We start from the raw sequence: 24,770 nt of genomic DNA on the forward strand, positions 1-24,770 counted from the left end.
TGTCATGGTTTGTGATTCACTGACCGGAAATCTGCTCATAAAGATTTTTGCAGCCTATACTACCGGAGGAAATTATGAGACTCTGGGATATGGATACGGTCCGGGAATAGGGGAAAATTATGATAAGCTGATAAATATAGTATCCAGGGCTTCTGGAGCACCTCTTATCTGTGAAGCACTTAAATACTGTGCTGTGTGTGCTGAAGGAAAAGTACTGAGGACGGCGAAGAATGAATTTCAAAAGGCAGAGGCTGCAGGGCTGGAGGAAATATTGGAAAAGGATAGGCCGTCGAAAGCTGAAGAGGTGGATGTAAAGGTGCCTCCCAGGGAAGTTGTGACCTATGCAATACCGGGGATAGATATACTGGAACTGGACAATGCCTGCAGGGTATTATGGGGAAAAGGTATATATTCTGAAAGCGGAATGGGCTGCACAGGGCCTGTGATTCTGGTAAATTCTCAAAAGGGTGAAAAGGCCGTAAAAATTTTAAAGGAAGCAGGATATAAATAAGAGGGATAAAACAACCCTCTTATTTATTTTCGAAGGTTCCGTATGCAGTTGGTTTGTAGTTTTGAACCATAATTTTTCCTCTGCTTATAACGGTGTGAATATTTAATTTATCATCTAATAAAACCAAGTCTGCATCATAGCCCTCTGCTATTTTACCTTTGCAGGGAAATTTAAGAAATCTGGCAGGTGAAAGAGTAAGAGGGATAAGGGCCAACTCCATGGAGAGACCTCTTTCAATGGATTCCCTTATGGAGTCAATGTCAGTAGAAGGCATGCCTATGGTTAATTTGGTCAGTTTTCCACTGCTGTCAAAAAAAGGCATACTTCCTCCTGCGTCAGAGCTCATGGTCACATGGTATGGAGAAATATTTTCCTTTAATATCGTTTGATACAGTTGAGATGAACTGATGGCATCATCATTTTCATTTTTAATCCCTGTTGTTATGTCAGTGAAGCCGCCCATTTTTAAATATTCCATGCACTGTCTGGATAATAGACTGTTTCTATTGAGATGTGTAGGGAGCAGATTTTCAAAAGGTATATCTGAATTTTCTATTACATCAAATATAGGAGTCAACCCTCTTTTGCCATCTCCAAGATGCATATGAAGAACTCCGCATTTACCTGAAATAAGTCCGCCTACCCGGGTTTCACAGGCCAAATGTATCAGATCTTCATCGGAAGGATGACTTCCCCTATGATCGGAAACAGCTATTTCGCCAGCCCCTATTATTTTATCCACAGTGATAATATCGCCTCGGACACTGTCTGTAAGGGTCCTAGTTGGTACATCGTAACATCCTGTCCAGCAGTATGTGCTTATTCCCTCGGACTGAAGGGCTTGTGCCTTTGCCAGCAGACCTTCCATATTTCTTGTAATTCCATCTGTACCTAAAAGACCCACGCAGGTTGTAACACCATTTAATGTGAATTTTGTAAGTCCTAATTCCGGGGTTCTGTTGTAAAAGCCCCCTTCTCCTCCACCGCCGTTTATATGTATATGAAGATCGATTAGTCCTGGAATAGCTTTTAATCCAGTTCCGTCTAGTATTTCTACCTGGGGGAAATTTTTATCCGGAATGTTTATTCTTTGAGAGATATATGCTATTTTATCAAAGCATATGAATATATTTTTTTTACCTATAGATCTGGGATCAAATATTTCTACGTTTTTTATTAAAAGCATAATTTACACATCCTTCAATGTATTTGATATTATAATTTGCTTTTCTACTATAATTTAAACGCAGAAATGAAGATCATTTATAAGTTATTTATACTTAAAGTGTTTTTGGGATCTGCTGGATAAAAATATAATAAAAAGTCCTGTTATAAAGAATATAGATAATATTAAATTTACTGTAGAAAAGCTTAAGCTGCTGTAATGTATTCCTTCTCTTATTATAGAAGCTGGCAGAATCTGAAATCTGTCTGTACCGATTATTAAAATCGTTATTAAAACACATGATATCAGATTAAATATGCTGAATTTAAAGCCAATTTTATATAATGGATGTTTTTTTGCTGACTTAATGAAATATACAATAAAACATAATGCCATTGTAATTGGAATTATTATACCCGTATTGATCCTCATCTCCAGCCATTCATTTTGGAAAGCTATAATGGAGAGCAGCATCCCCCATATAAACCCGTTGTATATTAAGCTGAAAAATTTCATTTTTAACCTCCTGAAATGTATGAAATAAATAGAGTACGATGTATAAACATCGTACCCCAAAAAACTATTTATTCTGCTAATCTGAATATAACGGTAACATCTGTGCCGTCCTTTGGAAGGACATCCTTTTTACCGTGGAATTTAACTGTATCGGATTCTCCAAATGCATAAGCAGAATTACTGGTAATACCTACTGGACAACTATCTAAGCATAATATGCAGCCCGTATTCATCTTTTTAGCATGGGCCAGGTTACCGCCGAATCTTATGTCCATTGGTCTGGGATCACTTGAATATATAATATCTGAGAAAGGTATTTCCTTTCCAAGGCCATTCCAAGTAATGTATACGTTTAATTTTGATCCCTCTACCTTTTTGCCCTTGCCTTTATCACCTGCCTCTAGATTATTTCCAGGTTTTGCACCAATGGAGATCAGAGCATTATAAAAATCCTCTGGTTTTACAAAACCTCTCAATACAGATTTTTCGCCATTCTTACCATCCTTAAAAACTACACCATGTCTGGTATTTTCAGTAAAATATTTTCCATTTACCTGTGCCGATATTTTGACCTCTTTTTTATTTTTATCCACAGTAAGAGTTTTTTGTTCCTTATTTTCAGTAGATTGTTTTTGTGTATTGGAGGATTGTTCACCTGAGGAACATCCAACAGCTAGTACACCAATAAATAATATAGAAAATATGATGGATAAAATTCTTTTCATAACATAAAACCTCCCTTAACAAATTATTTTATCCTTAGATTTAATTCATGATAATTATACATGACAGTATATTTTATAACAAATATCTATATGTTATGATTTGAGTTTTGTCTATAATAAAATTTTATAGTATACTTAAATGTAAAATATAAATCAAAATTTAAATATATTGATTTAGCCCTCTTATAGAGATTTCACCGGATACAAGTTTTTCCAGAGAGCCATCCTTGTATTGAACCACCAATCTCCCATCTCCATCCAGATCAAGTGCCTTTGCACATTTTTCATTGTTATTTCTAACTACCTTTATATTCTTACCGATAACAGCAGAATTATTTTTACATATTTTTATGGAAAGTTCGATTTGTTTCTTTTCCTGAAATTCAGCATATAAAAATTCAAATTTATTTAAAAGCATGCCTACTAGTGATTTCCTATTTATACTGGTATTTGTCTCTATTTTAAGGGAAGTGGCCCTATCCAGCAGATCTTCTGAAAAATCATCTTTATCCAGGTTGGCGTTTATACCTATGCCTACAATTATGTAGTTTACTCTATTTAATTCACCGCTCATTTCTGTCAAAATTCCACAGACTTTTTTGCCTCTAATTATTATATCATTAGGCCATTTTACTTTAGCATTTATATTAAATTCCCTTAAACTCTCTATCATGGCAGCAGCAGCTATTTGAGTTATCTTGGGAGCCTCCATAGGATTTATATTTGGCTTCAGTATTATAGACAGACTTATTCCCTTATATTTTGGGGAGCACCAGGAACGACCCAATCTGCCTTTGCCGCCTACCTGTTCTTCGGATATTACCACAGTTCCATGATCTTCGCCCTTTTCAGATAATTCCTTTGCTTTGTTGTTTGTTGAATTTATACTTTCAAAGTGCAGGATTTTTTTACCCATATGGTTTGTTTTTAAATATGGATTGACTTCTTCAAAAGTCAGTATATCCGGGGAACTTATTAATCTATAGCCTTTTTTTGAGGAAGAATCTATTATATATCCATCCTCCTTTAAAGATTTTATGTATTTCCATATAGATGTGCGGCTCACTCCTAGCTTTTCACTTATCAACTGCCCAGATAAGAATGTTGTGCTGCTTTTTTTCAGTAAATGGAGAACTTCATATTTCATGTAAAACCCACCTTTTATATTGTTTAATAACATTATAACATAAGTGCATAACTTGATAGAAATATTGTTGGCAGTTTCATTTATCATATAAACAATGTGAACCATTCATCAGATTTATTATAGAATAGAATCTTTATACAATCTTTATACATACGGATAAATCTTAATCTAAAATTTATCTAATTGATGGTATAATAACACATCATATCAGAAAACAATAAGTTGAGAGATAAATTTACTTTTAGAGGTGTTAAGGATGGGCTTTAAATTGGGAAATTTTTTAAATGGATTAACAGGAAAGAGTTTAAAAACTCAAGAATTAAAAAAGGAAAAATTCAGTGTATTCTGGGGACTCCCCATAATGTCCAGCGATGCTATTTCATCTGTGGCCTATGCAGGGGAGGAAATACTTTGGATACTGGTTCCCGCAATAGGAGTGTTGTCTTATAAATATATGATGTACGCCTCAATGCTCATTGTATTTTTAATGTTTAGTTTATGCTTACTTTTTCCTATAGACAAACTATAGATGCCTACCCTTCAGGAGGAGGCTCCTATGTTGTAGCCAAGGACAATCTTGGGACTACCGCAGGGCTTATAGCAGGTGCCTCCCTCACCATAGACTATATACTGACTGTGGCGGTAAGTGCTTCTGCCGGGACTGCAGCTATTACCTCGGCAGCACCTTTTTTACTTCCTCATAGAGTTGGAATAACATTGGGACTTATAATCTTACTTGTCATCGGAAATTTGAGAGGAGTGAGGGAATCCTCCAAATTGTTTGGAGTGCCCACATATCTTTTTATAATTTCTGTATTGTTCATGATCGTGTGGGGAGTAATTAAAATACATTTTATGGGATATACGCCTGTGCCGTTCTATAAGATACCTGAAGCCTCCGAAAATATAACTCTTTTTCTTTTTCTGAAAGCTTTTGCAGGTGGATGTACAGCTTTAACGGGCATAGAAGCAGTGAGCAATGGTGTTCCAAATTTCAAGGAACCTTCACAAAAACATGCCAAAATGGTACTGGGTCTTCTAGCTCTCATTGTGCTGCTGGTATTTGGAGGAATTTCCTATCTGGCTACACTTTATCATGCTGTTCCGAACTCGGAGGTAACTGTGGTGGCACAGATTTCCCAGCAGATATTTGATAAAAATATCATGTTCTATGTAATTCAGGCAACTACTGCCGTCATACTGGTTTTAGCCGGGAATACCGCCTTTGCAGGGCTTCCGCTGCTGCTGGCATTTATGGCTAAAGATGGTTATGCACCAAGACAGTTTGCAAAAAGGGGCAAAAGACTCAATTATTCCAATGGAATAGTTATGCTGGGACTATTGTCCTGTATACTGGTCATAATTTTTAAAGGGGATACACATTATTTACTGCCTCTTTATGCTGTAGGAGTATTTATATCATTTACGTTATCCCAAGCTGGAATGTTCAGAAGGTGGATAAAAAACAAGGGCTCTGCCTGGAGACATAAGGCATTTATAAATGGATTGGGTGCCTTTATGACTCTTATAACTGCAGTTATAATAGGGGTTACCAAGTTTATTCATGGAGCCTGGGTGGTTTTTATACTGATACCTGCTGTAGTCTATGTTATGAGAAAAATAAAACTGCATTATACTGAAGTTGCAAGACAGCTGAGGCTCCCTTTGGATCAGAAACCTAAGAAAATAGATTTTGCCTCACAGAAAAGATATGTGATAGTCCCCATAGATACTCTCAATAAATCTTTTTTAAAGGCTTTGAATTATGCCAGAACCATATCGGACAATATAATAATATTTCATGTTTCAGTGGATGACAGCGCTACAGAGAAACTTTTGAAAAAATGGCATCAGTATGATGTAGATATACCTATAATAGTCAAAAAATCACCCTACAGAAGTATAGTTGGCCCCCTGGTTAAATTCATAGAATCGGAAGAATATGCCGCAGGCTCAAAGGACACTGTAACGGTAGTCATGCCTCAGTTTGTAGTTACAAAATGGTGGGGAAACATACTTCACAACCAGACTTCGCTGTTTATCAAAACCATGCTTCTTAAAAGAAGGAATATAGCCATAGTCACTGTGCCCTATATAATAGATGAAGGATAGGTCAATTGAAAAGAAAATATTAAGAATATACCCTCGTGTCATAAAATTGACGTGAGGGTATAATTTTATAATGCTTTATAGTGATCTCAAAAGATATTTCAGATATTCATGGGCCTGGATTTTGGAGCAGCTGTTCTTTTTCAAAAAGCTCCATTCTAAAATGAGAAGGATGGTATTGCAGTAGTGTTCTGCTACAATCTCATATGGAATCTTATAACGGTCTTTGCATTGACACTGACAAAAAATTTCTCGCATTTGAATATTCATATAGATCCGAAAATGACTGAGCAGTAAATTTTCTCCGGAGTTAAATTTCAAAATATGTTGAATCATATCCTGACGAGCAGTAATCAAATCATACATTCGATCAAAGAATATATATAAACTTTCTTCCGGATCCAAGTTTTTATATTCTTCAAGATGAATCTGTTTGGCAAGGACATACAAACAATAATTTAATAAATCATATTTATCGTCAAAATAGTTGTAGAATGTAGCCCGAGGATAATTACTTTGTTGGCAGAGTTCATTAACGGTGATTTCTTCAAAAGATTTATTGGAAAGCAGTTCAAGCATACTATTAAAAAAAGCATCTAAGGTTCGCCTGGCTCCTTTGGTAATTTTTTTTGTAAGATCGTATTTCAAAGATAATTCCTCCCTTTGCAGATTTATTTTTTTGTCCAAGATTAGACAAAAGCCTTTATTTGATTCTTGATATGCTTTGCACTTAAGTTTATCATAGAATTTGCATATAGGCAAGTGTCTAAAAATTTGCAGATGAAGCAAAAAACAAATTGTGTTTAGTACTATTAATGATTTCTGCAGGATTAAATTTATGGGAAAATAGAGTTAGGAGGACAGGACAATGGCATATAAAAAATTGTTTTCGCCGACGAAAATTGGAAGTATAAAAGTAAAAAACAGAGTTGTCATGACAGCCATGGGAGTGGATGTATCCGACCATGACGGCACCGCCAACGAAAAAACAGTGGCTTATTACAGGGAGCGGGCGAAAGGCGGCGTCGGCCTGATCATAACGGAATATACACGTATCAATGAAAAAGATGGTGTGGTAGCCTCCGGGCAGCTCTCCATGTCTTCGGATAAGTATATCAAACCATTTCAGAAAGTTGCAGTTGCCGTTCACAGAGAAGGTGCGAAAATATTTGTACAACTCCATCATCCGGGTCGCCAAAATGTCGTGCTCTTCCCTACGTTTTGGAGTATTAATGAGAAGCTTGCAAAAATCTTTCCTTTTTATTGGAAAGTGTTCTCTTCTATAGCTGGAAAGGCTGATGCAGAATCTCTAAGTGATCCAAAGATGATTCAGATGATGAATAAATATATGAAGCCATTAAGGGCACCTAGTGATGTACCAGCGGGACTTGGACTTTCTGTTTTCGGGAACCAAAAAATCAAGCCTTTTACTACAGGAGAGATTCATAATTTAATAAGACAGTTTGTAAAAGCTGCTAAAAGAGTACAACAATCCGGTGCAGACGGAGTGGAGCTGCATGCAGGACATGGATATCTTTTAAATCAGTTTTTAAGCCCTTATACAAATATCCGCAGTGATGAATATGGCGGCAGCTTTGAAAATCGGCTGCGGATTATGAAGGAACTGATAGAGGGAATTCACCGGGAATGTGGTGCAGATTTTCCTATCTCAGTACGTCTTACAGTAGATGAATTCTATGAAAAAATCGGTTATCCTGAGCAGGGTCTGCATTTAAAGGATGGCGTCGAGATTGCAAAATCACTGGAAGCATATGGAGCAGATGCCATCAACGTTACAACCGGAAACAGCGATACGCAGTTTATGATCACCGAGCCCATCAGTTTTCAGCCCGGATGGCGAAAATATCTTTCCAAAGCAGTAAAGGATGCTGTGCATATCCCCGTCATTTCGGTTGGCGTAATTCGTACTCCGGAGCAGGCTGAGCAGCTTTTATTGGAAGGAGATCAGGATTTCATTGGACTGGCAAGGCCGCTTCTTGCCGATCCAGATTGGGCTGTAAAAGCCAAAAACGGAGATTCACGGAATATTCAGAGATGTATTGGCTGTCTATATTGTATGGAATCCTATGAGCGTAATATTATAAATGGATTGCCAGTTAATTGTGCTGTTAATCCACGGGCCTGCCAGGAGACAAAATACACGAAAATCGGGGAAAAAAACGGTGATGGAAGACAGATTGTGATTGTTGGTGCCGGACCGGCGGGTCTCACTGCAGCAAGAGAGCTGGCAGCCAGAAAATTCAAGGTCACCCTATTGGAGAAGGAAGCTGCACCTGGCGGGCAGCTGCAGCTTGCAAAGATGCCGCCGTATAAAGAAAAAATGAGCTGGTGTTTTGAAGATCTGGAATATCAAGCTAAGAGAAATGGAGCTGAAATCCTCTATAACAGGATTGCTACAAAGGAACTTGTAGTGTCCTATCACCCATATGCGGTAATCGTCGCCGCAGGGGCTGTGGCATTTAAGCCGGGTATACCGGGTGCCAAAGAAGATTATGTGACGACGGTAACACCGATTTTGAGAGGTGATTTGAAATTTGAAAACAAGTCAATTGCAGTTGTTGGTTCCGGTATGACAGGAATCGAAACAGCGGAGATACTGGTGGAGCAGGGCAACAAGGTAACCATTATAGAGATGGCCGACAAGATTGCTCCTGGTGCCTTTAATATCAGTGTGTGGGATGTCATGAACAGGTTAAAAAAGGCTGACGTAACCTTTATGTCGGGAAGAAAACTTGAAAGCATCGCCAGCCACAAGCTTACACTCGTTCAGAAAAACAGCGTGAGGGAAATCGTATATGCAGATGCAGTTGTTCTCTCATTGGGAGTACGCAGCAATAAGGAAGTTGCAGCAGAATTACAGGGATGCTGCGATAAAATGTATGTGATTGGAGATGCCTATAAATCAGGCAGAATTAAAGATGCAGTTCATCAGGCATATGAACTTTCGCGTGAATTGTCATAAACAAATTCGGAGGTGTGATATGATTTATTATTTTTCAGCAACCGGAAATTCTAAATGGGTCGCTCAACGGCTCGCAGAAAAAACAGATGACATTGCCATGTCTATGACAGACATGGTAAGGACGAAAGAAGCTCCTGCATCTATCGGTGAGCATGATATTCTGGGCATTGTGTTTCCCGTTTATGCATGGTCCACACCGAAGTATGTGACGGATTTTGTAAAACAGATCAGAGTTCACAGAAATGCATTTGTGTATGCAGTTGCCACCTGTGAAAGTGAGACCGGCTTTGCTTTTACATGGTTAAAACGGCACATTCATGTGGATAGCTGTTATTCTGTGAGGATGCCAAACAATTATGTTTTATCAGGTTTCGATACAGAAAATGAAATCTCACAGCACCGCAAAATCGCTGCTGCAAAGATAGAACTGGAAACAATTGGAGACAGTATCCTTAAAAGGCAGAAAGAAAACAGAATACTTCCGGGAGCGCTGCCTTTTCTCAAATCATTTGTAATTGCACCGATTTTTCGACTGTCCCGGTCTGACAAAAGGTTTCATGCCGATAGCAACTGTATTGGCTGTGGCAAATGTTCAGCTGTCTGTCCCATATCTGATATTCGGATGGAGAAGAACAGACCTGCCTGGCAGCACAGAAAATGTATGCAGTGCTGTGCATGTATCAACCGATGTCCGGCAAAAGCCATTCAATATGGCAATGCTACACAGAACAGCGGGAGATATATTTTCCCTGATTAAGTAATTTTATTATCTTTAATACTATATAAAGAGAAAATCAACCAGAGGATTAGTATGGATTAAGATAAGTTGTACGCTTTGTTTTGAATGTTTGCACTGCTAATATCCGAGCGTAAAAGTATAAGGAGGTTTAAAAACATGCGAATAGCGATTGTGACTGGAGCATCTTCCGGTCTTGGAAAAGAATTTACGGGAGAAATTATAGAAAAATATCGGGAACTTGATGAGATATGGCTGATTGCACGAAGAAAAGAAAGATTGGAAGAAATAAGACAAAAGTATTCTGATAAAGAAATAAGGTTAGTGCCTATGGATTTGGGGAAAGAAGAATCATTTGTAGAGTTTGAAAAGATTCTGGATGAAAACAAGCCAGATATCAGAATCCTTGTCAGCAATGCAGGAGTCGGCACGCGTGGAAAATTTGAAGAAAAAGATTTAAAAAGTCAACTTAATATGATTAACCTGAATGTCATGGGATGTACAGCCATAACAAGGCTGTGCCTCCCCTATATGAAAAAAGGAAGTTTTATTGTTGAAACCTGTTCCGTATCATCTTTTGTACCAAACCCGAACATGGCGGTATATAGTGGAACAAAGGCGTTTGTATTATATTTCAGCAGGGCAATCCGTGAAGAGTTGAAATCACGTGGTATTAATGTATGTGCATTATGCCCCGGCAATATGGCCTCAGAAATGGCAATTCTATCAGAAGCGCAGGGAAAGAAGTCTGTTGTAAATAAACTACCGTATCTTGATATGAAAAATGTGGCCAGGGATTCCTTAAAAGCTGCCCAGGGAGGGAAGGCCGTATATACTCCAGGAGCTTTTTATAAATTTTATCGTGTTATAAGTAAACTTTTTCCACATAATTTGGTGGTACCCTTTGCAAAGGTGTAATTGATTGCGGTATTGATACAATGTCGATGCACGAAAAAATTGGTCGTCTTTTTGAGGCGGTCTTTTTTGCTTTTTTGAACCCGCATAAAGTATTAGATTATTGTGATTTACGTTATTGACAAACCATCTATTACGTGATACTATATAGCAGTAATAAGTGTTACTACATATTAGTCATACAAAGTAGCAAAGGAGGAATTATACTGGAAAACCTAACGGAAATGCTCAAAGGTGTGCTTGAAGGCTGCGTCCTTGAAATAATTAGCCGCAAAGAAACCTACGGCTACGAAATCACGCGGCGGTTGAACGCCCTCGGATTCACAGATGTGGTGGATGGAACAGTGTACACCATTTTGATTCGGCTTGAAAGAAACAAGCTGGTAGAGGTCACCAAAAAGCCCTCTGACAAGGGACCGCCGCGAAAATTTTTCCTACTCAACGATGCAGGGCGTGATGAACTGCGGAAGTTCTGGGAAAAATGGGAGTTCGTATCATCAAAAATTAATGAGTTGAAGGAGAAAAAGTAATGAATTTTTGGGAAAAAATCACAGGCAGTGATATAACTAAAGAATTGAAAACTTTTGAAGTGCGAGCCAAAAAGCTGCCGGCAGATTATCAAACGGCATGGGAAAAAATTAAGGCCAATCTTTGGCCGCACTCGGATTTCACCGGTCGCAACCTCATGCCAATTCTTGACGGTGTGCTTGGCCTGCTTGAAGAAGCGGCGGCGGAGGGTGAGAGTGTCCAGGAGGTTTTGAGTGATGATATCAAAGGTTTCTGCTCAGCGCTGGCCGGTGAAGAAGGGGCAAAGTCTTATCGTAACAAGTGGCGCCAGCAGCTCAATAATAATATCGCTAAAAAATTAGGTAATAGGAGGATAAAATGAGAATAAAAGATATCATTGAGGGTAAAAAGGAGTGGCGGGCACACATGGCACGTGTCAGAGCACTGCCAGAAGATTATCAGATTGTTTATAAAGAGATTCAAAAATATCTCTTTAAGGTCGGACCTGTTGAACTGACTGACGGTATAGGTTTGCTCTCGGGAATTGTGGATCTTTTTGAAGAGGGTGCTGCCTTGGGAAAAGGAGTACTCGAAGTGACAGGTAGTGACGTAGCGGTTTTCTGCGACGATCTGATCAAAGATTCAAAAACTTATGCTGACATCTATCAGGAACCTGTTGACCAGAAAGTTTACAATGCCATAAAAAAACACACGGATAAAACAAAGTAAAAGGAGGATATGGGAATGGTAAAAGCAATTCAAGTAAAAGGTCTACAAAAGTCTTTCAAGAAACTTCGTGTCCTCAAAGGCGTGGATTTTGAGGTGAGAAAAGGCAGTATCTATGCTCTGCTTGGCTCTAATGGCGCTGGTAAGACCACTGTAATTAAGATTTTGGCCACTTTATTGACTCCTGACAGGGGAAATGTACAGGTATGTGGTTTTGATGTTGTCAGGCAGCCGGAGCGTGTACGTGAAAAAATCAGTCTTACCGGACAGTTTGCCGCCGTGGATGAGATACTGACCGGACGGGAAAATCTTATTATGATTGCCAAACTACGGCACCTCAAAAATCCGCACCAGGTGGCGGATGATCTGATAAGACGCTTCGGACTGACCGATGCTGTTGACCGAAGAGTTTCTACCTATTCGGGTGGTATGCGCCGCAGACTAGACATCGCCATGAGTCTGATCGGAAAACCGCAGCTTATTTTTCTCGACGAGCCCACCACAGGGCTTGATCCCGAGGCACGCATGGAGGTCTGGAAAATTGTCAAAGAACTTGCAAAGGATGGAACAACGGTGCTCCTGACCACGCAGTATCTGGAGGAAGCCGAGCAGCTTGCGGATCGGATAGCTATTCTGCATGAGGGTAGAATTATCGTGAGCGGCACGTTGGAGGAGCTGAAAAAGCTGTTTCCGCCCGCGAAGGTGGAGTATGTTGAAAAACAGCCGACCCTGGAGGAAATATTCCTCGCAGTCATCGGCAAAAAGGAGGGAAGATAAATGGAAGCGGTAAAGAAACATTTTTTCAGCGACATGGGTGTGATGCTTGGTCGTTCCATGCGCCATATTACCCGCAGCATGGACACTATTATCACGGTAACTATCATGCCCATTGCGTTTATGCTGCTGTTTGTCTATGTGTTCGGCGGTGCCATTAAAACTGGCACGGATAATTATGTGAATTACCTGCTGCCCGGTATATTGCTGATTGCAATTGCAACGGGGATCTCCTATACGGCTTACCGTCTGTTTATGGATATGCAGGGAGGTATCTTCGAGCGGTTCCACTCCATGCCAATAGCGCCTTCGGCCGCGCTGTGGGGGCATGTGCTGACCTCACTGGTATCCAATACGATTTCAGTTGCCATCATTATTCTCGTGGCGCTGATTATGGGCTTTCGCTCATCGGCGGGGGTACTCTCCTGGCTTGCTGTGGCCGGTATACTCGCTCTGTTTACGCTGGCCCTGACCTGGATTGCAGCCATTGCCGGACTGTCCGCAAAATCAGTGGACGGCGCAAGTGCTTTTTCCTATCCTCTTATTTTTCTTCCCTTTATAAGCTCGGCCTTTGTGCCCACTGAATCCATGCCGGGACCTGTTCGCGCCTTTGCCGAAAACCAGCCGGTGACCTCCATTGTGGATGCCATCCGCGCGCTGCTGTCAGGTCAGCCTGTTGAAAATGATATTCGGGTTGCACTTGCATGGTGTCTAGGTATTCTCATTGTTGCATATTTGTTCGCAATAAGGGTTTATAAACGCAAAGCAGCCTAAAGCTGCAGGTATTAAAATAATATTGGTCAATAAGAACATCAAGCAAAGGGATGGTAGAATGTAAAAAAACTGAATATGTCAATTATCGAAGAGCCAGACGCCAAGACGCAGAGTCGATAACAGGTGAGATTGTTCGCGGTTATCGACTTTTTCTTTTATAGTATGCTAGATGCTAAAATTTCACAGCGAATAAAAAATTGTAACAATGTTGAAAATAATAAAAAAAGAATAGGTTTCATTTTGTTCAATCCTTTGCAGGTTGTCTATCTAACTGATATTTGAAAGTTTTGAGCTGAAAGTATGATAAAATTATACTTGCGGGATAACCTGTTTTTTAGTCAGGGCATGATCTAGTACTATATTTTTGAAAGGTGTGGGAATATGAATAGAATTTTACTTATTGAAGACAATGAGCAGCTTCAGAAATATATATCCGAGTATTTGGAGGCCTATAACTTTATAACGAAGGTAGTTGATGACTACGATGCCGTGCTTGAAACCATATCAGCTTATAATCCAAAACTCATTTTGCTTGACATCAACCTTCCCAAATTTGATGGATTTTACTATTTGAAATTGATACGGAGACATTATAAAGTTCCAATTATCATCATTTCAGCCAGGAGCGAAGAAGGGGAGCAGATAAGGGGCATGGAAAACGGTGCAGATGACTATATCACCAAACCTTTTTCAATTGGGGTACTGCTGGCAAAAATAAATGCCATGCTGCGAAGGGAAGAGCAGCAAGAGAGTATTATAACCATACATGGAATATGTTTGAAGGAAGATACTATGAGTGTATTTTATAAAGGGATAAAGACAGAGCTTTCTAAGAATGAATACCGGGTACTCCGGCTGCTCATGAAAAATGCCGGGCAAATTGTCACCCGTGAGCAGCTTTTGGAAGAGCTTTGGGATGATGTAAGTTTTGTGGATGACAACACCTTAACTGTAAATATTACCCGGGTAAAGAAGAAGCTTATAGGACTTGGACTGCAAAACTGTATTGAAACTAAGAGAGGTGTGGGATATGTATTTGATGCGGCTGCTGTGGAAAACCGTTGATAGTGAGAGGATGGCTATTATTTTTTATATTTTAAATACTGCCCTTCTCCTTTTAATTTTTAATCTTGTTTACCCGGGAAGCATGATTGCATATCCTACTTTGATTAGCTTGACTATATTGGCAGCTTATGTAATTGTTAAATCTGTTATTATGTACAGATTTCTGAACAGCTTAGACAAGGCAAAACAGGGCAGAGGTTATAAGCCAAATCCGGACAACTGCAAGGAAGCCCTTGCTTTTGGAGCAATGGAGGATATACATGAACATTACAATAATATCATCATTTCTATAAATGACAAGCTGAGGGACCGCAACTCCATGTTCTCCAGTTTTATACATAACATGAAGACCTCTTTGACCATTATTGAACTTGCCTGTGACAATCCATCCAAAGATTCTCTGGAAGATATTTCCCTGGAAAATGATAAGCTGAAAAGAAATTTGGAGCAGGCTCTGAACATTCTGCGGCTTGACGAGTTCTCCAATGATTACATGCCGGAACGTGTTGATCTTCGCTCGCTCATCAGCAGGGTTATCAATGAAAAGAAACGTGACTTTATCTATGCAGGCGTGTATCCGAAACTTCACGGGGAGTCAGCCTATGTTTACACGGACAAAAAGTGGTGTGCTTACATCCTGGAACAAATCATCGCCAATGCTGTTAAATACACTCCTTCAGGTAAAAATGTCCATATGGAAATAAAACCTGGTGAAAAGCGCACGATACTGACGATCCGGGATGAGGGCATCGGTATCAAAGCAGAAGATGTCCCCAGAGTTTTCGATTTGTTCTTTACAGGCAAAAACGGGAGAAAACATAAAGCCGCTACAGGAATAGGTCTTTTTATGGTTAAATATATTGCAAAACAGCTTGGTATTGAGGTAGATCTGACTTCAGCCCCGGAGAAAGGGACAAGCGTTAGCTTGTCTTTTCTTTCAAGATTGTAATGTTATTGCAAGGTAAATCAATTTTTATTTTATACTCTTTTGACTATACTAATGTTAAAGCAAAGGAGATGAAATTATGAACGACATTATCAATGTAGAAAGCTTAACCAAAGTATATGGATCCTTTAAGGGGGCGAAAGAGGTCCATGCTTTACAAGGTGTGGATCTCACCGTTTCTAGGGGAGAGTTTATTGGCATTATGGGGCCCAGCGGCAGCGGAAAAACTACGCTTTTAAATATATTGTCCGGTATTGATACTGCAACATCAGGCAAAGTAATCATAGACGGAAAAGCCATTGATAGGCTTAAAAAAGACGAGCTGGCGATTTTTCGCCGTAAAAGGATTGGATATATCTTTCAGGACTTCAATCTTCTTGAAAGCCTGACCTTGAAAGAAAATATTGCTTTGCCGCTGATATTGGATAAGATGCCGCCGCAAGAAATTGAAAATCGTGTGAATGAACTGATGAATTTCTTCGGTATCAGCGACCTTGCGGAGAAATATCAATACCATGCTTCAGGAGGTCAAAAACAGCGTGTGGCAGCGGCACGGGCGCTTGTAAGCGATCCGGCGGTATGTTTTGCAGATGAACCCACAGGAAATCTTGACTCAAAGTCATCCGCCAATATTATGGAAATGATGACTCAGATGAATACCGAAAAAAACTGTACCATATTGATGGTTACTCATGATGCCTTTGCCGCATCTTACTGTCAAAAGATTATCTTTATCAAAGACGGCAAAATCAACATTCAAATTCAGAGCTCCGGCGACAGAAAGGCTTTCTTTGATAAGATATTGGAAACCTTGAGTATAGTGGGAGGCGATAAAGAATGACATTTTGGTATATTGTGGCCCAAAACCTGAAATATAATTTTGGGCGTTTTCTTTCCTATTTTTTTGTGAACAGCTTTGTGGTTGCAGTTTTATTTTTGTACGGAAGCCTCAGTCACCGGTTTTTTTCTTATAAAGTAACACTGTATATTGTTTCGCTGTTGATTTTTATTGCTATTTATTTTATGGGTATGGGAATATCCATCTATACTTACAATGATAAAACTATTAGGGAATTTGTTCCGTATGATTTCATGATTGAAACAAATGGCGAAATAAACAGAATCAGCGAAGATAAAATTAAGAAGATTGTAAAAGATGCAGGTGGCATTTTAGATACTTTTTCACCTTTGAAATTTACATATTGCCAAAATTATAGAAATACCAGGGATGGGTTCATTAATTACTATATGGAAAGGCAAAGGGATAGCCTGGTTGTTAGTGAAAGTGAGTTTAACAGGCATATGGGGCTTTCAATTAATGTTAAGCCCGATGAGTTGTTGCTTGTGTATAATTCCAGTGCAAATGCAAAAGAACCTGTTGATTTTGATACCATCATCACAATTGAACCCTGGCGGAAAGGCGTAACCCGTGCAGAAACATTTGAGAAAAATCCTGCAGATATGAATACTTTTGTAGGAAAGTTGGGAAATGTAAAGCATCTGGCATATGACAGAGAAAACACAAGAAGTATGTATGCCCCTTTCATTGATTCTTATGGAAATATTGAATATGCAGGTGTTTTGGCAGATGTAATTGATGATAAAATATATGCAGAACTGAAAGCTAAGGAAGAAAACGCCTATTTGTTTAATCTTAAATCAGGTAACGGCCAGAAAGTATTTGATGCCATACTTGATGGACTGCGCAATATAAATGGAAGTAATGAAAGCTTATGGAAAAGCTCTAGTTTAGTATTCGGCAAAAAAGATGACATAACAAATCTGCGTCCAATTTATAAACAGGAACGTTTTAACATGGCCTTTGGTATTGGTGGTTTTACATTCTTTGCATTTAGCTTCATAGGATTTTTATTCTTACTGTCATCAGGTGTTGTGTTGTATTACAAAATTGTCACTGATATTGATGAAGAAAAAGAACAGATTGTTATACTGAAAAGAATAGGGTTAAATGACAAAGAGTGCAGGAGGTATCTGACAACTCATTTAGCAATTCTCTTTTTTACTCCTTTTGTCATAGGCAGTGTTTTAGGAATGGCATATATGCATGGAGAACTAGTATTTAGCCCTTATGTAGGATATATGATGGAATTCATATGGATAATAATAGGAGTGATTGCGGTTTTGAACGTAATTCTTTACCTGTCCCTTAGAAAAAGATTTTTTAAAGGCGTTGGAGTCTGGACTTAAATGATCATTCAGGCAATTAAAAAATTTTCAAACACAATTGACCAAATCGGTTAATTGTGTTATTTTATTATTAACCGGATCGGTAAATAAAATTGAGAAGGTGAGTTTTTTGGAGAAATTTTTAAGTTTACCCATAGACAAGCAGGATATAATTGTCAATGCTGCTCTTAAATGCTTTGGCACTAACGGTTACAAAAAAACTTCCATTAGCGATATTGCCGCTGCGGCGGGGATTTCAAAAGCGTTGATATTTCATTACTTTGGCACAAAAAAAGCTTTATATTTATATCTGATTGATCTATGCACTCATACTATAATAAATGAAATCCACAGAAAGTTTGATAATGGCGTTACTGATTTTTTTGACAGAATTAAGCTTGTAACCGGCATTGAAATTTCGGTTATGAAAAAACACCCTGCCATCCTTTCTTTTTTAAACAGTGTGTATTTTGAAAATGCTGACGAAGTTAAAGAGGACATAAAGGCTATTTTGGAAAATAGTGAAAGTAAAAGCTTTAGGAGAAAAATTGTTTTTGAAGGCATTGACACCTCAAAATTCAAGGATGATGTTGATCCAAAGCTGGTCATGAAAATACTTACCTTGCTTACAGATGGATATTTAAGTAAAATGCCTAAGTCAGGGATTGATATTGATGTTTTATGTAAAGAATTCGGTGAGTATATAAATCTGTTTAAAAGGAATTTTTACAAGGAGAAATACCTATAACGTGTATTTGATCTACCTGAAACGGTTTATTGATATATGATATGCGTAAAATAGAAGGGAGAATATGTATGAATTCATATGTACTTGGCTTTCAGAAAATCGATAAAACCAGGCCTGCACTGGTAGGAGGCAAAGGTGCCAATCTGGGAGAACTGTCCAAGATTGACGGGATACGAGTGCCGGAGGGATTTTGTGTTACCACTGAAGCCTATAGAGAAATTATTGGGAATAATGTGGAGATTAATTCACTGCTGGATCAGCTGTCCATCCTGAAAGCGGACAACGTGGAAGGTATTGGTAAAATCAGTGCCAAAATCCGCAAGGTCATAGAAGCAATCGCTATTCCTGACGCCATAGATAATGAGATTACCCGACATCTTGTACGACTTGGTGAAAAAAATGCTTATGCCGTGCGATCCAGTGCTACGGCAGAGGATCTGCCTACGGCCTCCTTTGCGGGCCAGCAGGATACGTATTTGAACATTATCGGAAAGGAAGCCATACTCAGACACATCAGCAAGTGCTGGGCATCGCTGTTTACCGAGAGAGCCGTAATCTACCGCATCCAGAACGGTTTTGATCACCGCAAGGTCTACCTGTCCGTTGTTATTCAGAAGATGGTTTTTCCGGAGGCTGCAGGAATCATGTTTACTGCAGATCCTATTACGATGAACAGGAAGGTTATATCTATCGACGCGAGCTTCGGGCTTGGTGAAGCTTTGGTCTCCGGCCTGGTAAACGCAGACAACTACAAGGTGCGTGATGGTGGAATCATTAATAAGAAGATCTCCACAAAGAAGCTGGCGATCCATGGACTAAAAGAAGGCGGTACGGAGGAGAAGAAGATCGATGCTGAACGTCAGAATAAGCAGACGCTGACGGATGAGCAGATTCTGGAACTTGAAAAAACAGGAAGACGGATAGAGACATATTTTGACGGTCCCCAGGATATCGAATGGTGCCTGTATGGGCATGAAATTTTTATACTGCAGAGCCGTCCCATCACTACCCTTTATCCTGTACCGGAGGTTAAGGACGGGAAAAATCATGTGTATATGTCTATGGGTCATCAGCAGATGATGACCGATGTTATGAAACCACTGGGGTTATCATTTTTTCAGTTGGAGTTTAAAGAAAAGCCTGAGGACAATCAGAATGAAAACAACTTTATTGAAGCCGGCGGGAGACTTTTTATCGATATTTCCTATGATATAAATTCTCCTCTGAGACGAAAAATAGTGCTCACTGCCATGAAAAAAATCGATCCTCTCATACTCGATGCTATAAAAAATTTGATGAAGCGAAAGGATTTTATGAGATCATTGGCACGGGGCGGCAAGAGATACTTCAATATGGGTTCAGGGTATTTTTCCTGGGAGCTGCTCCGTTATATTATCAAGATATCCCGAAGCAATGATGCATCTGTAGTTAAAACCTTAATGCTGCAAAATGAGGCATCCATCAGAGAACTGAAGAAAAGAATTGAAAGTTTGTCCGGAGACAAACTGTTTTCCTCAATTGAAGAAGAGCAAAAGCAATTGAAAAAAGCCATGTATGACTCAAAAAGCATGGCAGCAGTCTATGCAGGGGTGCTGGCGCTGAATTGGATTAATAAGAACATGGAGAAGTGGCTGGGTGAAAAAAACGCGGCAGACTCACTTTCCAAATCGGCAGCCAACAACGTTACATCTGAAATGGGGCTGGAACTGCTGGACGTGGCAGACGTGGCCCGGCAGTATCCGGAAGTGCTGGAGTATTTGGAGCACGCCAGTGATGAAACTTTTTTTGAGGATCTATCCAAGTTGGAAGGAGGCAGTGTTGTCAGCAAATCCATAGGGGCGTATCTTGAAAAATACGGTATGCGCTGTCCGGGTGAGATCGATGTCACAAGACCCCGTTTCAGCGAAAAACCCACTGCCCTTATTCCTATGATTCTAAACAATATTAAAAACTTTGATCCGGGTGCCCATAAAGTCCTTTTTGAGCAGGGGATGCTGGAAGCAAAACGGAGGGAACAGGATCTCTTAAAACGTCTGGAACAGTTGCCCGGTGGAAAACAAAAGGCCAAAAAGACCAGGAAGAAGATCAGCCTCCTGCGCAATTTTATCGGCTATCGTGAATACCCCAAGTATCTGATGATCTGCCATTACTGGGTTATAAAACAGGCCCTGATGAAGGAGGCTGTGAGGCTTGTGCAGAAGGAGGTTATCTGGCAGAAAGAGGATATCTACTATCTGACCTTTGAGGAACTTAGGCAGGTAGTTCATACAGATCAGCTGGATTACAGCATCATAAGGTCTCGAAAAGAGGAATGCAAGACCTATGAAAAATTGACACCTTCCCGTATAATGACCTCGGAAGGAGAGGCTTTATCCGGCGAGTATGATACCGGAAGCATTCCTAAAGGTTCTCTGGCAGGTATACCTGCTTCCTCAGGGACAATTGAAGGCCGGGCTCGGGTGGTTTTAAGAATGGAGGATGCCGCCCTGGAGGAAGGCGATATTTTGATCACCGCATTTACTGACCCAAGCTGGACACCGGTTTTTGTATCCATTAATGGCTTGGTTACGGAAGTGGGCGGGATGATGACTCACGGTTCTGTAATTGCCAGAGAATACGGCCTGCCTGCAGTTGTAGGTGTGGAAAATGCCACCAGTCTGATTAAAGACGGACAAAGAATTCGAGTGAATGGAACGGAAGGATATGTTGAAATCCTATAGGGAAACCAGTTTATAATAAATATTCCCAATGTGGAGGGCGTAAATCTGGAAAGTTTAGTGGAGTATCAAAACGGACAGTTGGTTAGCCTGACGATTGTCAAACTGTCCAATGTTCCACATGCCTTGGCAGCAAAAGAACGGTTTAAGATTATGATGACCTTTATTAAGTGATGAGAAACAGTATAGCGCAAGATGGTGGACTCATAATTGTAATAAAATAAAGTTTCAGTAAAAATAAGCTTTCATCATCTAATAGAACATCTATTTCAATTGTTGGATTTTCTCCTGAATTAAAGATTCCTCTTGCAATTATATTTTTTACGATTAAACAGTTGATTAAATAAATATTTATTCTTATAATTTTAGTTGAAATTGTAATGATTTTGTGAAATGGTTTTATTAAGGGGGAGGAGTATGAAATATGCTGAGAATAACAATACCGGGACAAAATGAGCTCTCTGTTAAAAATGCTGTTTTTGATTTTAATGGGACTCTTGCCACTGATGGTAAATTAAAATCGCCTGTGAAAGAAATGTTAGTTGAAATCGAGAAATTTTTGGATATTTATATTTTATCTTCAGATACATATGGTTCGGTGCAGAATGAATGCAAAAATGTCGGTGCCAAAGTTCAAGTTTTAAAAGGCAGTAACGGCAGTGTGAAAAAAAAAGAATTTGTACAGCTGCTTGGTGCTGAGGATACAATATGCATAGGCAATGGAAAAAATGATATTGGGATGTTTGAAATTTGTGTCCTGTCTATCCTTATAGTTGGTGAGGAAGGCTGTTCTGCCAAAGCGCTATTAAAGGCTGACATTATTGTAAAAAGCAGCGAGGATGCGTTAATGCTGCTGCTAAACCCAAAAAGAATTACGGCTACTCTCAGAGAATAAGACTAACAATATAGTGATTAATATAACAGATTTTAAGAGCTTCTACTATTTTTGCTTTACATATACTTTAATTTATGATAATATAATAAAGTAATTTAAGATTTAGGTAATGAAGTTTGCCTTTAAATATCCTTTGTGATTAATGACTTCTGCTGTTGTCAGTAGAAGTTTTTTTATGCTTATTTTTAAGTGAAGACGATGGGGTTCGTCTTAAATGCATATTTATGCTAATGACTCCTGCAATTTATAAATAATAAATTTATAGGAGGATTAGAAAAATGTGGCTTCTATTTTCAAAGTGGATTGTACTCTCTATAATCGCAGGTATCATAGCATATTACTCTGGTATTTCAATATCTCTAGTTGAGATATTGGTGGGTATTGCGGCAGGTAATCTTATGAATTTAACTACGAATCAGTGGATCGATTTTCTCGCAGGCGCAGGGAGTATAATTCTTACGTTTCAAGCTGGAGCAGAAATAGATCATGATATATTGAAATCAAATTTAAAGCAAAGTTTATTCATGGGTATATTATCTTTTATGGCACCATTTGTGTTATGTTTTTTAGGGGCTTATTATATTTTGGGATGGACCCTGAATTCTTCGGAAATCTGTGGAATAGCACTTTCAACTACTTCTGTTGCTGTAGTTTATTCAGTAATGCTTGAGACAGGCCTAGATAAAAAAGAACTAGGGCAAAAAATTCTAGCTGCTTGTTTTGTTACAGATTTAGTACTGTTTTAGCACTGGGACTTATATTTGCCAACTTTAATAAATGGCTTATTCTTTTTATAATATTGATGATTGTAATTATACCTTTCTTAAATAAAGTTACCACTAAATTCAATGATAAATTTGGCGGCAAAACGTATCAACTGGAGATAAAATATATATTCCTGATTTTATTTTTATGTGGTGGTGTTGCTACAATGGCTAATGTAGAAGCGGTACTGCCCGCATATATAATAGGTTTGGCACTTTCTCCATTTTTTAAGAAGCAAAAATATCTGAATGATAAGCTCACGGCAATAATTTTTAGCTTGTTTATACCTTTTTATTTTTTGAAAGCCGGAAGCAATGTCTCTTATCATGTTGTAAATTATGCATGGATAGTACTTGCCTTTCTGGCAGTAAAAATCATTACTAAATACGTAGGTGTAAGACCACTTACTGTGTTGTATGGATATAAGAGAAAAGAGGGAATATATACTACTTTGCTTATGGCAACGGGGTTAACTTTTGGATCGATATCCGCCCTGTTTGGTCTTAATCACGGTTTTATAAATAAAATACAGTATTCCATTATAGTGACAACGGTAATTTTAAGTGCTGTTGTACCAACCTTGATAGCCCAAAAATTTTTTAATCCTTTAAGTAATAAAGATATATCAGATATAAAAAATCAAGAAACCGGCAGTGAGGAGGTTGAATAAATGTATAAAAATATAGTAATAGCTTATGCCGATAGCGTGAATTCAGATTTAATAATCATAGGGCACAGGGGTAGAAACAAAATATCAAAATTTTTACTGGGAAGTGTAGCTGTATCTGTCACAAGAAGTGCTCATTGTCAGGTATTGGTTGTAAGGCTGTGATAAACTTTGCCTAAAAAAGCTCAAGTGGTTTGCAAAAGATTATATTAAAAATGAAAGGAAATTAACAAATGAGGAAATCTATTTTTATTGGCATTGGTGGATTTTTAGGAGCATATACAATTTTTTCTACATTTATGTATGAGGGATTTAACTTATTCAAAGATAATGAAAAATTAAATGCATATATATATATATATATCTTAAGCTCCGTCATCATTGGAATAATAGGATTTTCAATTGGTATAAAAATGATTTCTTCATAGGTTATGATTTTTTGTAAATAAAGCTAATATCAATACTTTATTTATATATTAATGGCAGAAGATAAATTGAGATTTTTTGGAGCAACTTAAAATAATGCTAAAAGCTCATAAAAAAACACTTGACTTGGAGTTAACTCCAAGTATTAGACTAGATCTAAAGGAATTAAAACATGGTGATTGCATAAATTATAGATCATATTTTGCTGATCAAAAATTAAACATTTAAGCAGGTTAGGATTAAATACTTGACTTGATTTTGTATGTTTGAGTAAACTTTATTGATTATCTATATAATCGGATATCAGGAGGTGAAATTGAATGACGATTACAGAAGTAAGTAAAAAATTTGATCTTTCGCAGGATACACTTCGATACTATGAGCGTATTGGACTGATTCCTCGTGTGAATCGAAATAAAAGCGGAATCAGAGATTATACGGAAGAAGACTGTAATTGGGTAGGATTTATCAAATGTATGCGAAATGCAGGCCTTCCCATTGAAGCATTGATTAAATATGTTGACATGTTTCAGCAGGGTGACGAAACTATTGAAGCAAGAAAAAAACTTTTAATTGAACAGCGTAAGCAGCTTGTGATGAGAATAGAAGATATGCAGAAGACACTGGAGCGACTAGATTATAAGATTGCAAGGTATGAACAGGGATTAGCTAAAAAAGAAAAAGAATTGAGAGAATTCAAGAAGTAGTTTTATAAATAGTGCAGGTTGTATTTCCCTAAGAGGATTAGCAAAATTGAATCTTTATA

General features: G+C 38.5%; 23 protein-coding genes, 4 pseudogenes and 2 riboswitches. Of the genes and pseudogenes, 22 read left to right on the top strand and 5 right to left on the bottom strand.

Annotation, left to right across the window (positions count from 1 at the left end; genetic code table 11):
- Positions 1–511, top strand: a pseudogene (locus LN736_RS07480) (glycine/sarcosine/betaine reductase complex component C subunit alpha); the annotation flags it as partial.
- 19 nt (positions 512–530) lie between these two features.
- Here LN736_RS07480 and iadA read toward each other — a convergent pair.
- From iadA to LN736_RS07500, 4 genes are all read right to left on the bottom strand, one after another.
- Positions 531–1,697, bottom strand: coding sequence for a beta-aspartyl-peptidase (iadA, locus tag LN736_RS07485; RefSeq protein ID WP_229981271.1), 1,167 nt, complete (start codon positions 1,695–1,697; stop codon positions 531–533).
- Between the two features lie 84 nt (positions 1,698–1,781).
- The gene (locus LN736_RS07490; protein ID WP_229981272.1) at positions 1,782–2,192 is read right to left on the bottom strand and encodes a hypothetical protein; all 411 of its coding nucleotides are present in this window, start codon (positions 2,190–2,192) and stop codon (positions 1,782–1,784) included.
- 68 nt (positions 2,193–2,260) lie between these two features.
- Positions 2,261–2,917, bottom strand: a complete 657-nt coding sequence (locus tag LN736_RS07495; protein ID WP_229981273.1) for a YdjY domain-containing protein — start codon at positions 2,915–2,917, stop codon at positions 2,261–2,263.
- A 160-nt stretch (positions 2,918–3,077) separates the two neighbouring features.
- Positions 3,078–4,064 (bottom strand): biotin--[acetyl-CoA-carboxylase] ligase, encoded by a 987-nt coding sequence (locus tag LN736_RS07500; protein WP_229981274.1) that lies wholly within the window; start codon positions 4,062–4,064, stop codon positions 3,078–3,080.
- 256 nt (positions 4,065–4,320) lie between these two features.
- Between LN736_RS07500 and LN736_RS07505 the strand changes: the two are divergent.
- Positions 4,321–6,176 (top strand): annotated as a pseudogene (locus LN736_RS07505) (APC family permease).
- Positions 6,177–6,251: 75 nt separating this feature from the next.
- Here LN736_RS07505 and LN736_RS07510 read toward each other — a convergent pair.
- On the bottom strand, positions 6,252–6,821 hold the full coding sequence (locus LN736_RS07510; RefSeq protein WP_229981275.1) for a TetR/AcrR family transcriptional regulator: 570 nt from the start codon (positions 6,819–6,821) through the stop codon (positions 6,252–6,254).
- Between the two features lie 220 nt (positions 6,822–7,041).
- Here LN736_RS07510 and LN736_RS07515 point away from each other — a divergent pair, with 220 nt between their 5' ends.
- The 20 genes and pseudogenes from LN736_RS07515 (at position 7,042) to LN736_RS07605 (ending at position 24,711) form a co-directional block, all read left to right on the top strand.
- Positions 7,042–9,156, top strand: coding sequence for an NAD(P)/FAD-dependent oxidoreductase (locus LN736_RS07515; RefSeq protein WP_229981276.1), 2,115 nt, complete (start codon positions 7,042–7,044; stop codon positions 9,154–9,156).
- 19 nt (positions 9,157–9,175) lie between these two features.
- A complete protein-coding gene (locus tag LN736_RS07520) occupies positions 9,176–9,913 on the top strand; it encodes an EFR1 family ferrodoxin (RefSeq protein WP_229981277.1) in 738 nt (245 codons plus the stop codon).
- Positions 9,914–10,051: 138 nt separating this feature from the next.
- Entirely contained in the window at positions 10,052–10,810 is a 759-nt protein-coding gene (locus tag LN736_RS07525; RefSeq protein WP_229981278.1) for an SDR family NAD(P)-dependent oxidoreductase, read from the top strand.
- Positions 10,811–11,031: 221 nt separating this feature from the next.
- Positions 11,032–11,337 carry a PadR family transcriptional regulator gene (locus tag LN736_RS07530; RefSeq protein WP_326839073.1) on the top strand — a complete coding sequence of 102 codons (306 nt, stop codon included), beginning with the start codon at positions 11,032–11,034 and terminating at the stop codon, positions 11,335–11,337.
- A complete protein-coding gene (locus LN736_RS07535) occupies positions 11,337–11,696 on the top strand; it encodes a DUF1048 domain-containing protein (protein WP_229981279.1) in 360 nt (119 codons plus the stop codon). Before LN736_RS07530 ends, LN736_RS07535 begins: the two co-directional genes overlap by 1 nt.
- Positions 11,693–12,040, top strand: a pseudogene (locus LN736_RS07540) (DUF1048 domain-containing protein); the annotation flags it as partial. The gene LN736_RS07535 and the pseudogene LN736_RS07540, both read left to right, overlap by 4 nt.
- A gap of 18 nt (positions 12,041–12,058) precedes the next feature.
- The gene (locus LN736_RS07545) at positions 12,059–12,817 is read left to right on the top strand and encodes an ABC transporter ATP-binding protein (protein WP_229981281.1); all 759 of its coding nucleotides are present in this window, start codon (positions 12,059–12,061) and stop codon (positions 12,815–12,817) included.
- On the top strand, positions 12,818–13,588 hold the full coding sequence (locus LN736_RS07550; RefSeq protein WP_229981282.1) for an ABC transporter permease: 771 nt from the start codon (positions 12,818–12,820) through the stop codon (positions 13,586–13,588). It abuts the gene before it with no gap.
- Between the two features lie 381 nt (positions 13,589–13,969).
- On the top strand, positions 13,970–14,653 hold the full coding sequence (locus tag LN736_RS07555; protein WP_229981283.1) for a response regulator transcription factor: 684 nt from the start codon (positions 13,970–13,972) through the stop codon (positions 14,651–14,653).
- A complete protein-coding gene (locus LN736_RS07560; protein WP_229981284.1) occupies positions 14,619–15,602 on the top strand; it encodes a sensor histidine kinase in 984 nt (327 codons plus the stop codon). The genes LN736_RS07555 and LN736_RS07560 overlap by 35 nt, the downstream gene beginning before the upstream one ends.
- 76 nt (positions 15,603–15,678) lie before the next feature.
- Entirely contained in the window at positions 15,679–16,440 is a 762-nt protein-coding gene (locus tag LN736_RS07565; protein WP_106010791.1) for an ABC transporter ATP-binding protein, read from the top strand.
- Positions 16,437–17,807 carry an ABC transporter permease gene (locus tag LN736_RS07570; protein ID WP_229981285.1) on the top strand — a complete coding sequence of 457 codons (1,371 nt, stop codon included), beginning with the start codon at positions 16,437–16,439 and terminating at the stop codon, positions 17,805–17,807. The genes LN736_RS07565 and LN736_RS07570 overlap by 4 nt, the downstream gene beginning before the upstream one ends.
- Positions 17,808–17,916: 109 nt before the next feature.
- Entirely contained in the window at positions 17,917–18,534 is a 618-nt protein-coding gene (locus LN736_RS07575; RefSeq protein WP_229981286.1) for a TetR/AcrR family transcriptional regulator, read from the top strand.
- A 68-nt stretch (positions 18,535–18,602) separates the two neighbouring features.
- Positions 18,603–21,254, top strand: a complete 2,652-nt coding sequence (ppsA, locus tag LN736_RS07580) for a phosphoenolpyruvate synthase (RefSeq protein WP_229981287.1) — start codon at positions 18,603–18,605, stop codon at positions 21,252–21,254.
- Between the two features lie 421 nt (positions 21,255–21,675).
- On the top strand, positions 21,676–22,146 hold the full coding sequence (locus tag LN736_RS07585; protein ID WP_229981288.1) for an HAD family hydrolase: 471 nt from the start codon (positions 21,676–21,678) through the stop codon (positions 22,144–22,146).
- Between the two features lie 96 nt (positions 22,147–22,242).
- Positions 22,243–22,305, top strand: a riboswitch (Fluoride riboswitch).
- Positions 22,306–22,331: 26 nt separating this feature from the next.
- A riboswitch (Fluoride riboswitch) is annotated at positions 22,332–22,393 on the top strand.
- Positions 22,394–22,424: 31 nt separating this feature from the next.
- Positions 22,425–22,892 carry a cation:proton antiporter gene (locus LN736_RS18945; protein WP_268253802.1) on the top strand — a complete coding sequence of 156 codons (468 nt, stop codon included), beginning with the start codon at positions 22,425–22,427 and terminating at the stop codon, positions 22,890–22,892.
- Between the two features lie 56 nt (positions 22,893–22,948).
- The gene (locus tag LN736_RS18950) at positions 22,949–23,581 is read left to right on the top strand and encodes a cation:proton antiporter (RefSeq protein ID WP_268253809.1); all 633 of its coding nucleotides are present in this window, start codon (positions 22,949–22,951) and stop codon (positions 23,579–23,581) included.
- Positions 23,582–23,743 (top strand): universal stress protein, encoded by a 162-nt coding sequence (locus LN736_RS07595; protein WP_229981289.1) that lies wholly within the window; start codon positions 23,582–23,584, stop codon positions 23,741–23,743.
- Positions 23,744–23,841: 98 nt separating this feature from the next.
- Positions 23,842–24,006, top strand: a pseudogene (locus LN736_RS07600) (CrcB family protein); the annotation flags it as partial.
- Between the two features lie 318 nt (positions 24,007–24,324).
- Positions 24,325–24,711: a MerR family transcriptional regulator gene (locus tag LN736_RS07605; RefSeq protein ID WP_229981290.1), complete on the top strand. Its 387-nt coding sequence runs from the start codon at positions 24,325–24,327 to the stop codon at positions 24,709–24,711.
- Positions 24,712–24,770: the final 59 nt, after the last annotated feature.

The organism is Clostridium aromativorans (genome assembly GCF_020908015.1).
Taxonomy (GTDB): Bacteria; Bacillota; Clostridia; order Clostridiales; family Clostridiaceae; genus Clostridium_B; species Clostridium_B aromativorans.

What these genes read in the sequence shown, in the direction of transcription:
- iadA (WP_229981271.1), bottom strand. Translation starts at nt 1,697, where the DNA reads ATGCTTTTAATAAAAAACGTAGAAATATTTGATCCCAGATCTATAGGT.
- LN736_RS07490 (WP_229981272.1), bottom strand. Translation starts at nt 2,192, where the DNA reads ATGAAATTTTTCAGCTTAATATACAACGGGTTTATATGGGGGATGCTG.
- LN736_RS07495 (WP_229981273.1), bottom strand. Translation starts at nt 2,917, where the DNA reads ATGAAAAGAATTTTATCCATCATATTTTCTATATTATTTATTGGTGTA.
- LN736_RS07500 (WP_229981274.1), bottom strand. Translation starts at nt 4,064, where the DNA reads ATGAAATATGAAGTTCTCCATTTACTGAAAAAAAGCAGCACAACATTC.
- LN736_RS07515 (WP_229981276.1), top strand. Translation starts at nt 7,042, where the DNA reads ATGGCATATAAAAAATTGTTTTCGCCGACGAAAATTGGAAGTATAAAA.
- LN736_RS07520 (WP_229981277.1), top strand. Translation starts at nt 9,176, where the DNA reads ATGATTTATTATTTTTCAGCAACCGGAAATTCTAAATGGGTCGCTCAA.
- LN736_RS07525 (WP_229981278.1), top strand. Translation starts at nt 10,052, where the DNA reads ATGCGAATAGCGATTGTGACTGGAGCATCTTCCGGTCTTGGAAAAGAA.
- LN736_RS07530 (WP_326839073.1), top strand. Translation starts at nt 11,032, where the DNA reads ATGCTCAAAGGTGTGCTTGAAGGCTGCGTCCTTGAAATAATTAGCCGC.
- LN736_RS07535 (WP_229981279.1), top strand. Translation starts at nt 11,337, where the DNA reads ATGAATTTTTGGGAAAAAATCACAGGCAGTGATATAACTAAAGAATTG.
- LN736_RS07545 (WP_229981281.1), top strand. Translation starts at nt 12,059, where the DNA reads ATGGTAAAAGCAATTCAAGTAAAAGGTCTACAAAAGTCTTTCAAGAAA.
- LN736_RS07550 (WP_229981282.1), top strand. Translation starts at nt 12,818, where the DNA reads ATGGAAGCGGTAAAGAAACATTTTTTCAGCGACATGGGTGTGATGCTT.
- LN736_RS07555 (WP_229981283.1), top strand. Translation starts at nt 13,970, where the DNA reads ATGAATAGAATTTTACTTATTGAAGACAATGAGCAGCTTCAGAAATAT.
- LN736_RS07560 (WP_229981284.1), top strand. Translation starts at nt 14,619, where the DNA reads ATGTATTTGATGCGGCTGCTGTGGAAAACCGTTGATAGTGAGAGGATG.
- LN736_RS07565 (WP_106010791.1), top strand. Translation starts at nt 15,679, where the DNA reads ATGAACGACATTATCAATGTAGAAAGCTTAACCAAAGTATATGGATCC.
- LN736_RS07570 (WP_229981285.1), top strand. Translation starts at nt 16,437, where the DNA reads ATGACATTTTGGTATATTGTGGCCCAAAACCTGAAATATAATTTTGGG.
- ppsA (WP_229981287.1), top strand. Translation starts at nt 18,603, where the DNA reads ATGAATTCATATGTACTTGGCTTTCAGAAAATCGATAAAACCAGGCCT.
- LN736_RS07585 (WP_229981288.1), top strand. Translation starts at nt 21,676, where the DNA reads ATGCTGAGAATAACAATACCGGGACAAAATGAGCTCTCTGTTAAAAAT.
- LN736_RS18945 (WP_268253802.1), top strand. Translation starts at nt 22,425, where the DNA reads ATGTGGCTTCTATTTTCAAAGTGGATTGTACTCTCTATAATCGCAGGT.
- LN736_RS18950 (WP_268253809.1), top strand. Translation starts at nt 22,949, where the DNA reads ATGATTGTAATTATACCTTTCTTAAATAAAGTTACCACTAAATTCAAT.
- LN736_RS07595 (WP_229981289.1), top strand. Translation starts at nt 23,582, where the DNA reads ATGTATAAAAATATAGTAATAGCTTATGCCGATAGCGTGAATTCAGAT.
- LN736_RS07605 (WP_229981290.1), top strand. Translation starts at nt 24,325, where the DNA reads ATGACGATTACAGAAGTAAGTAAAAAATTTGATCTTTCGCAGGATACA.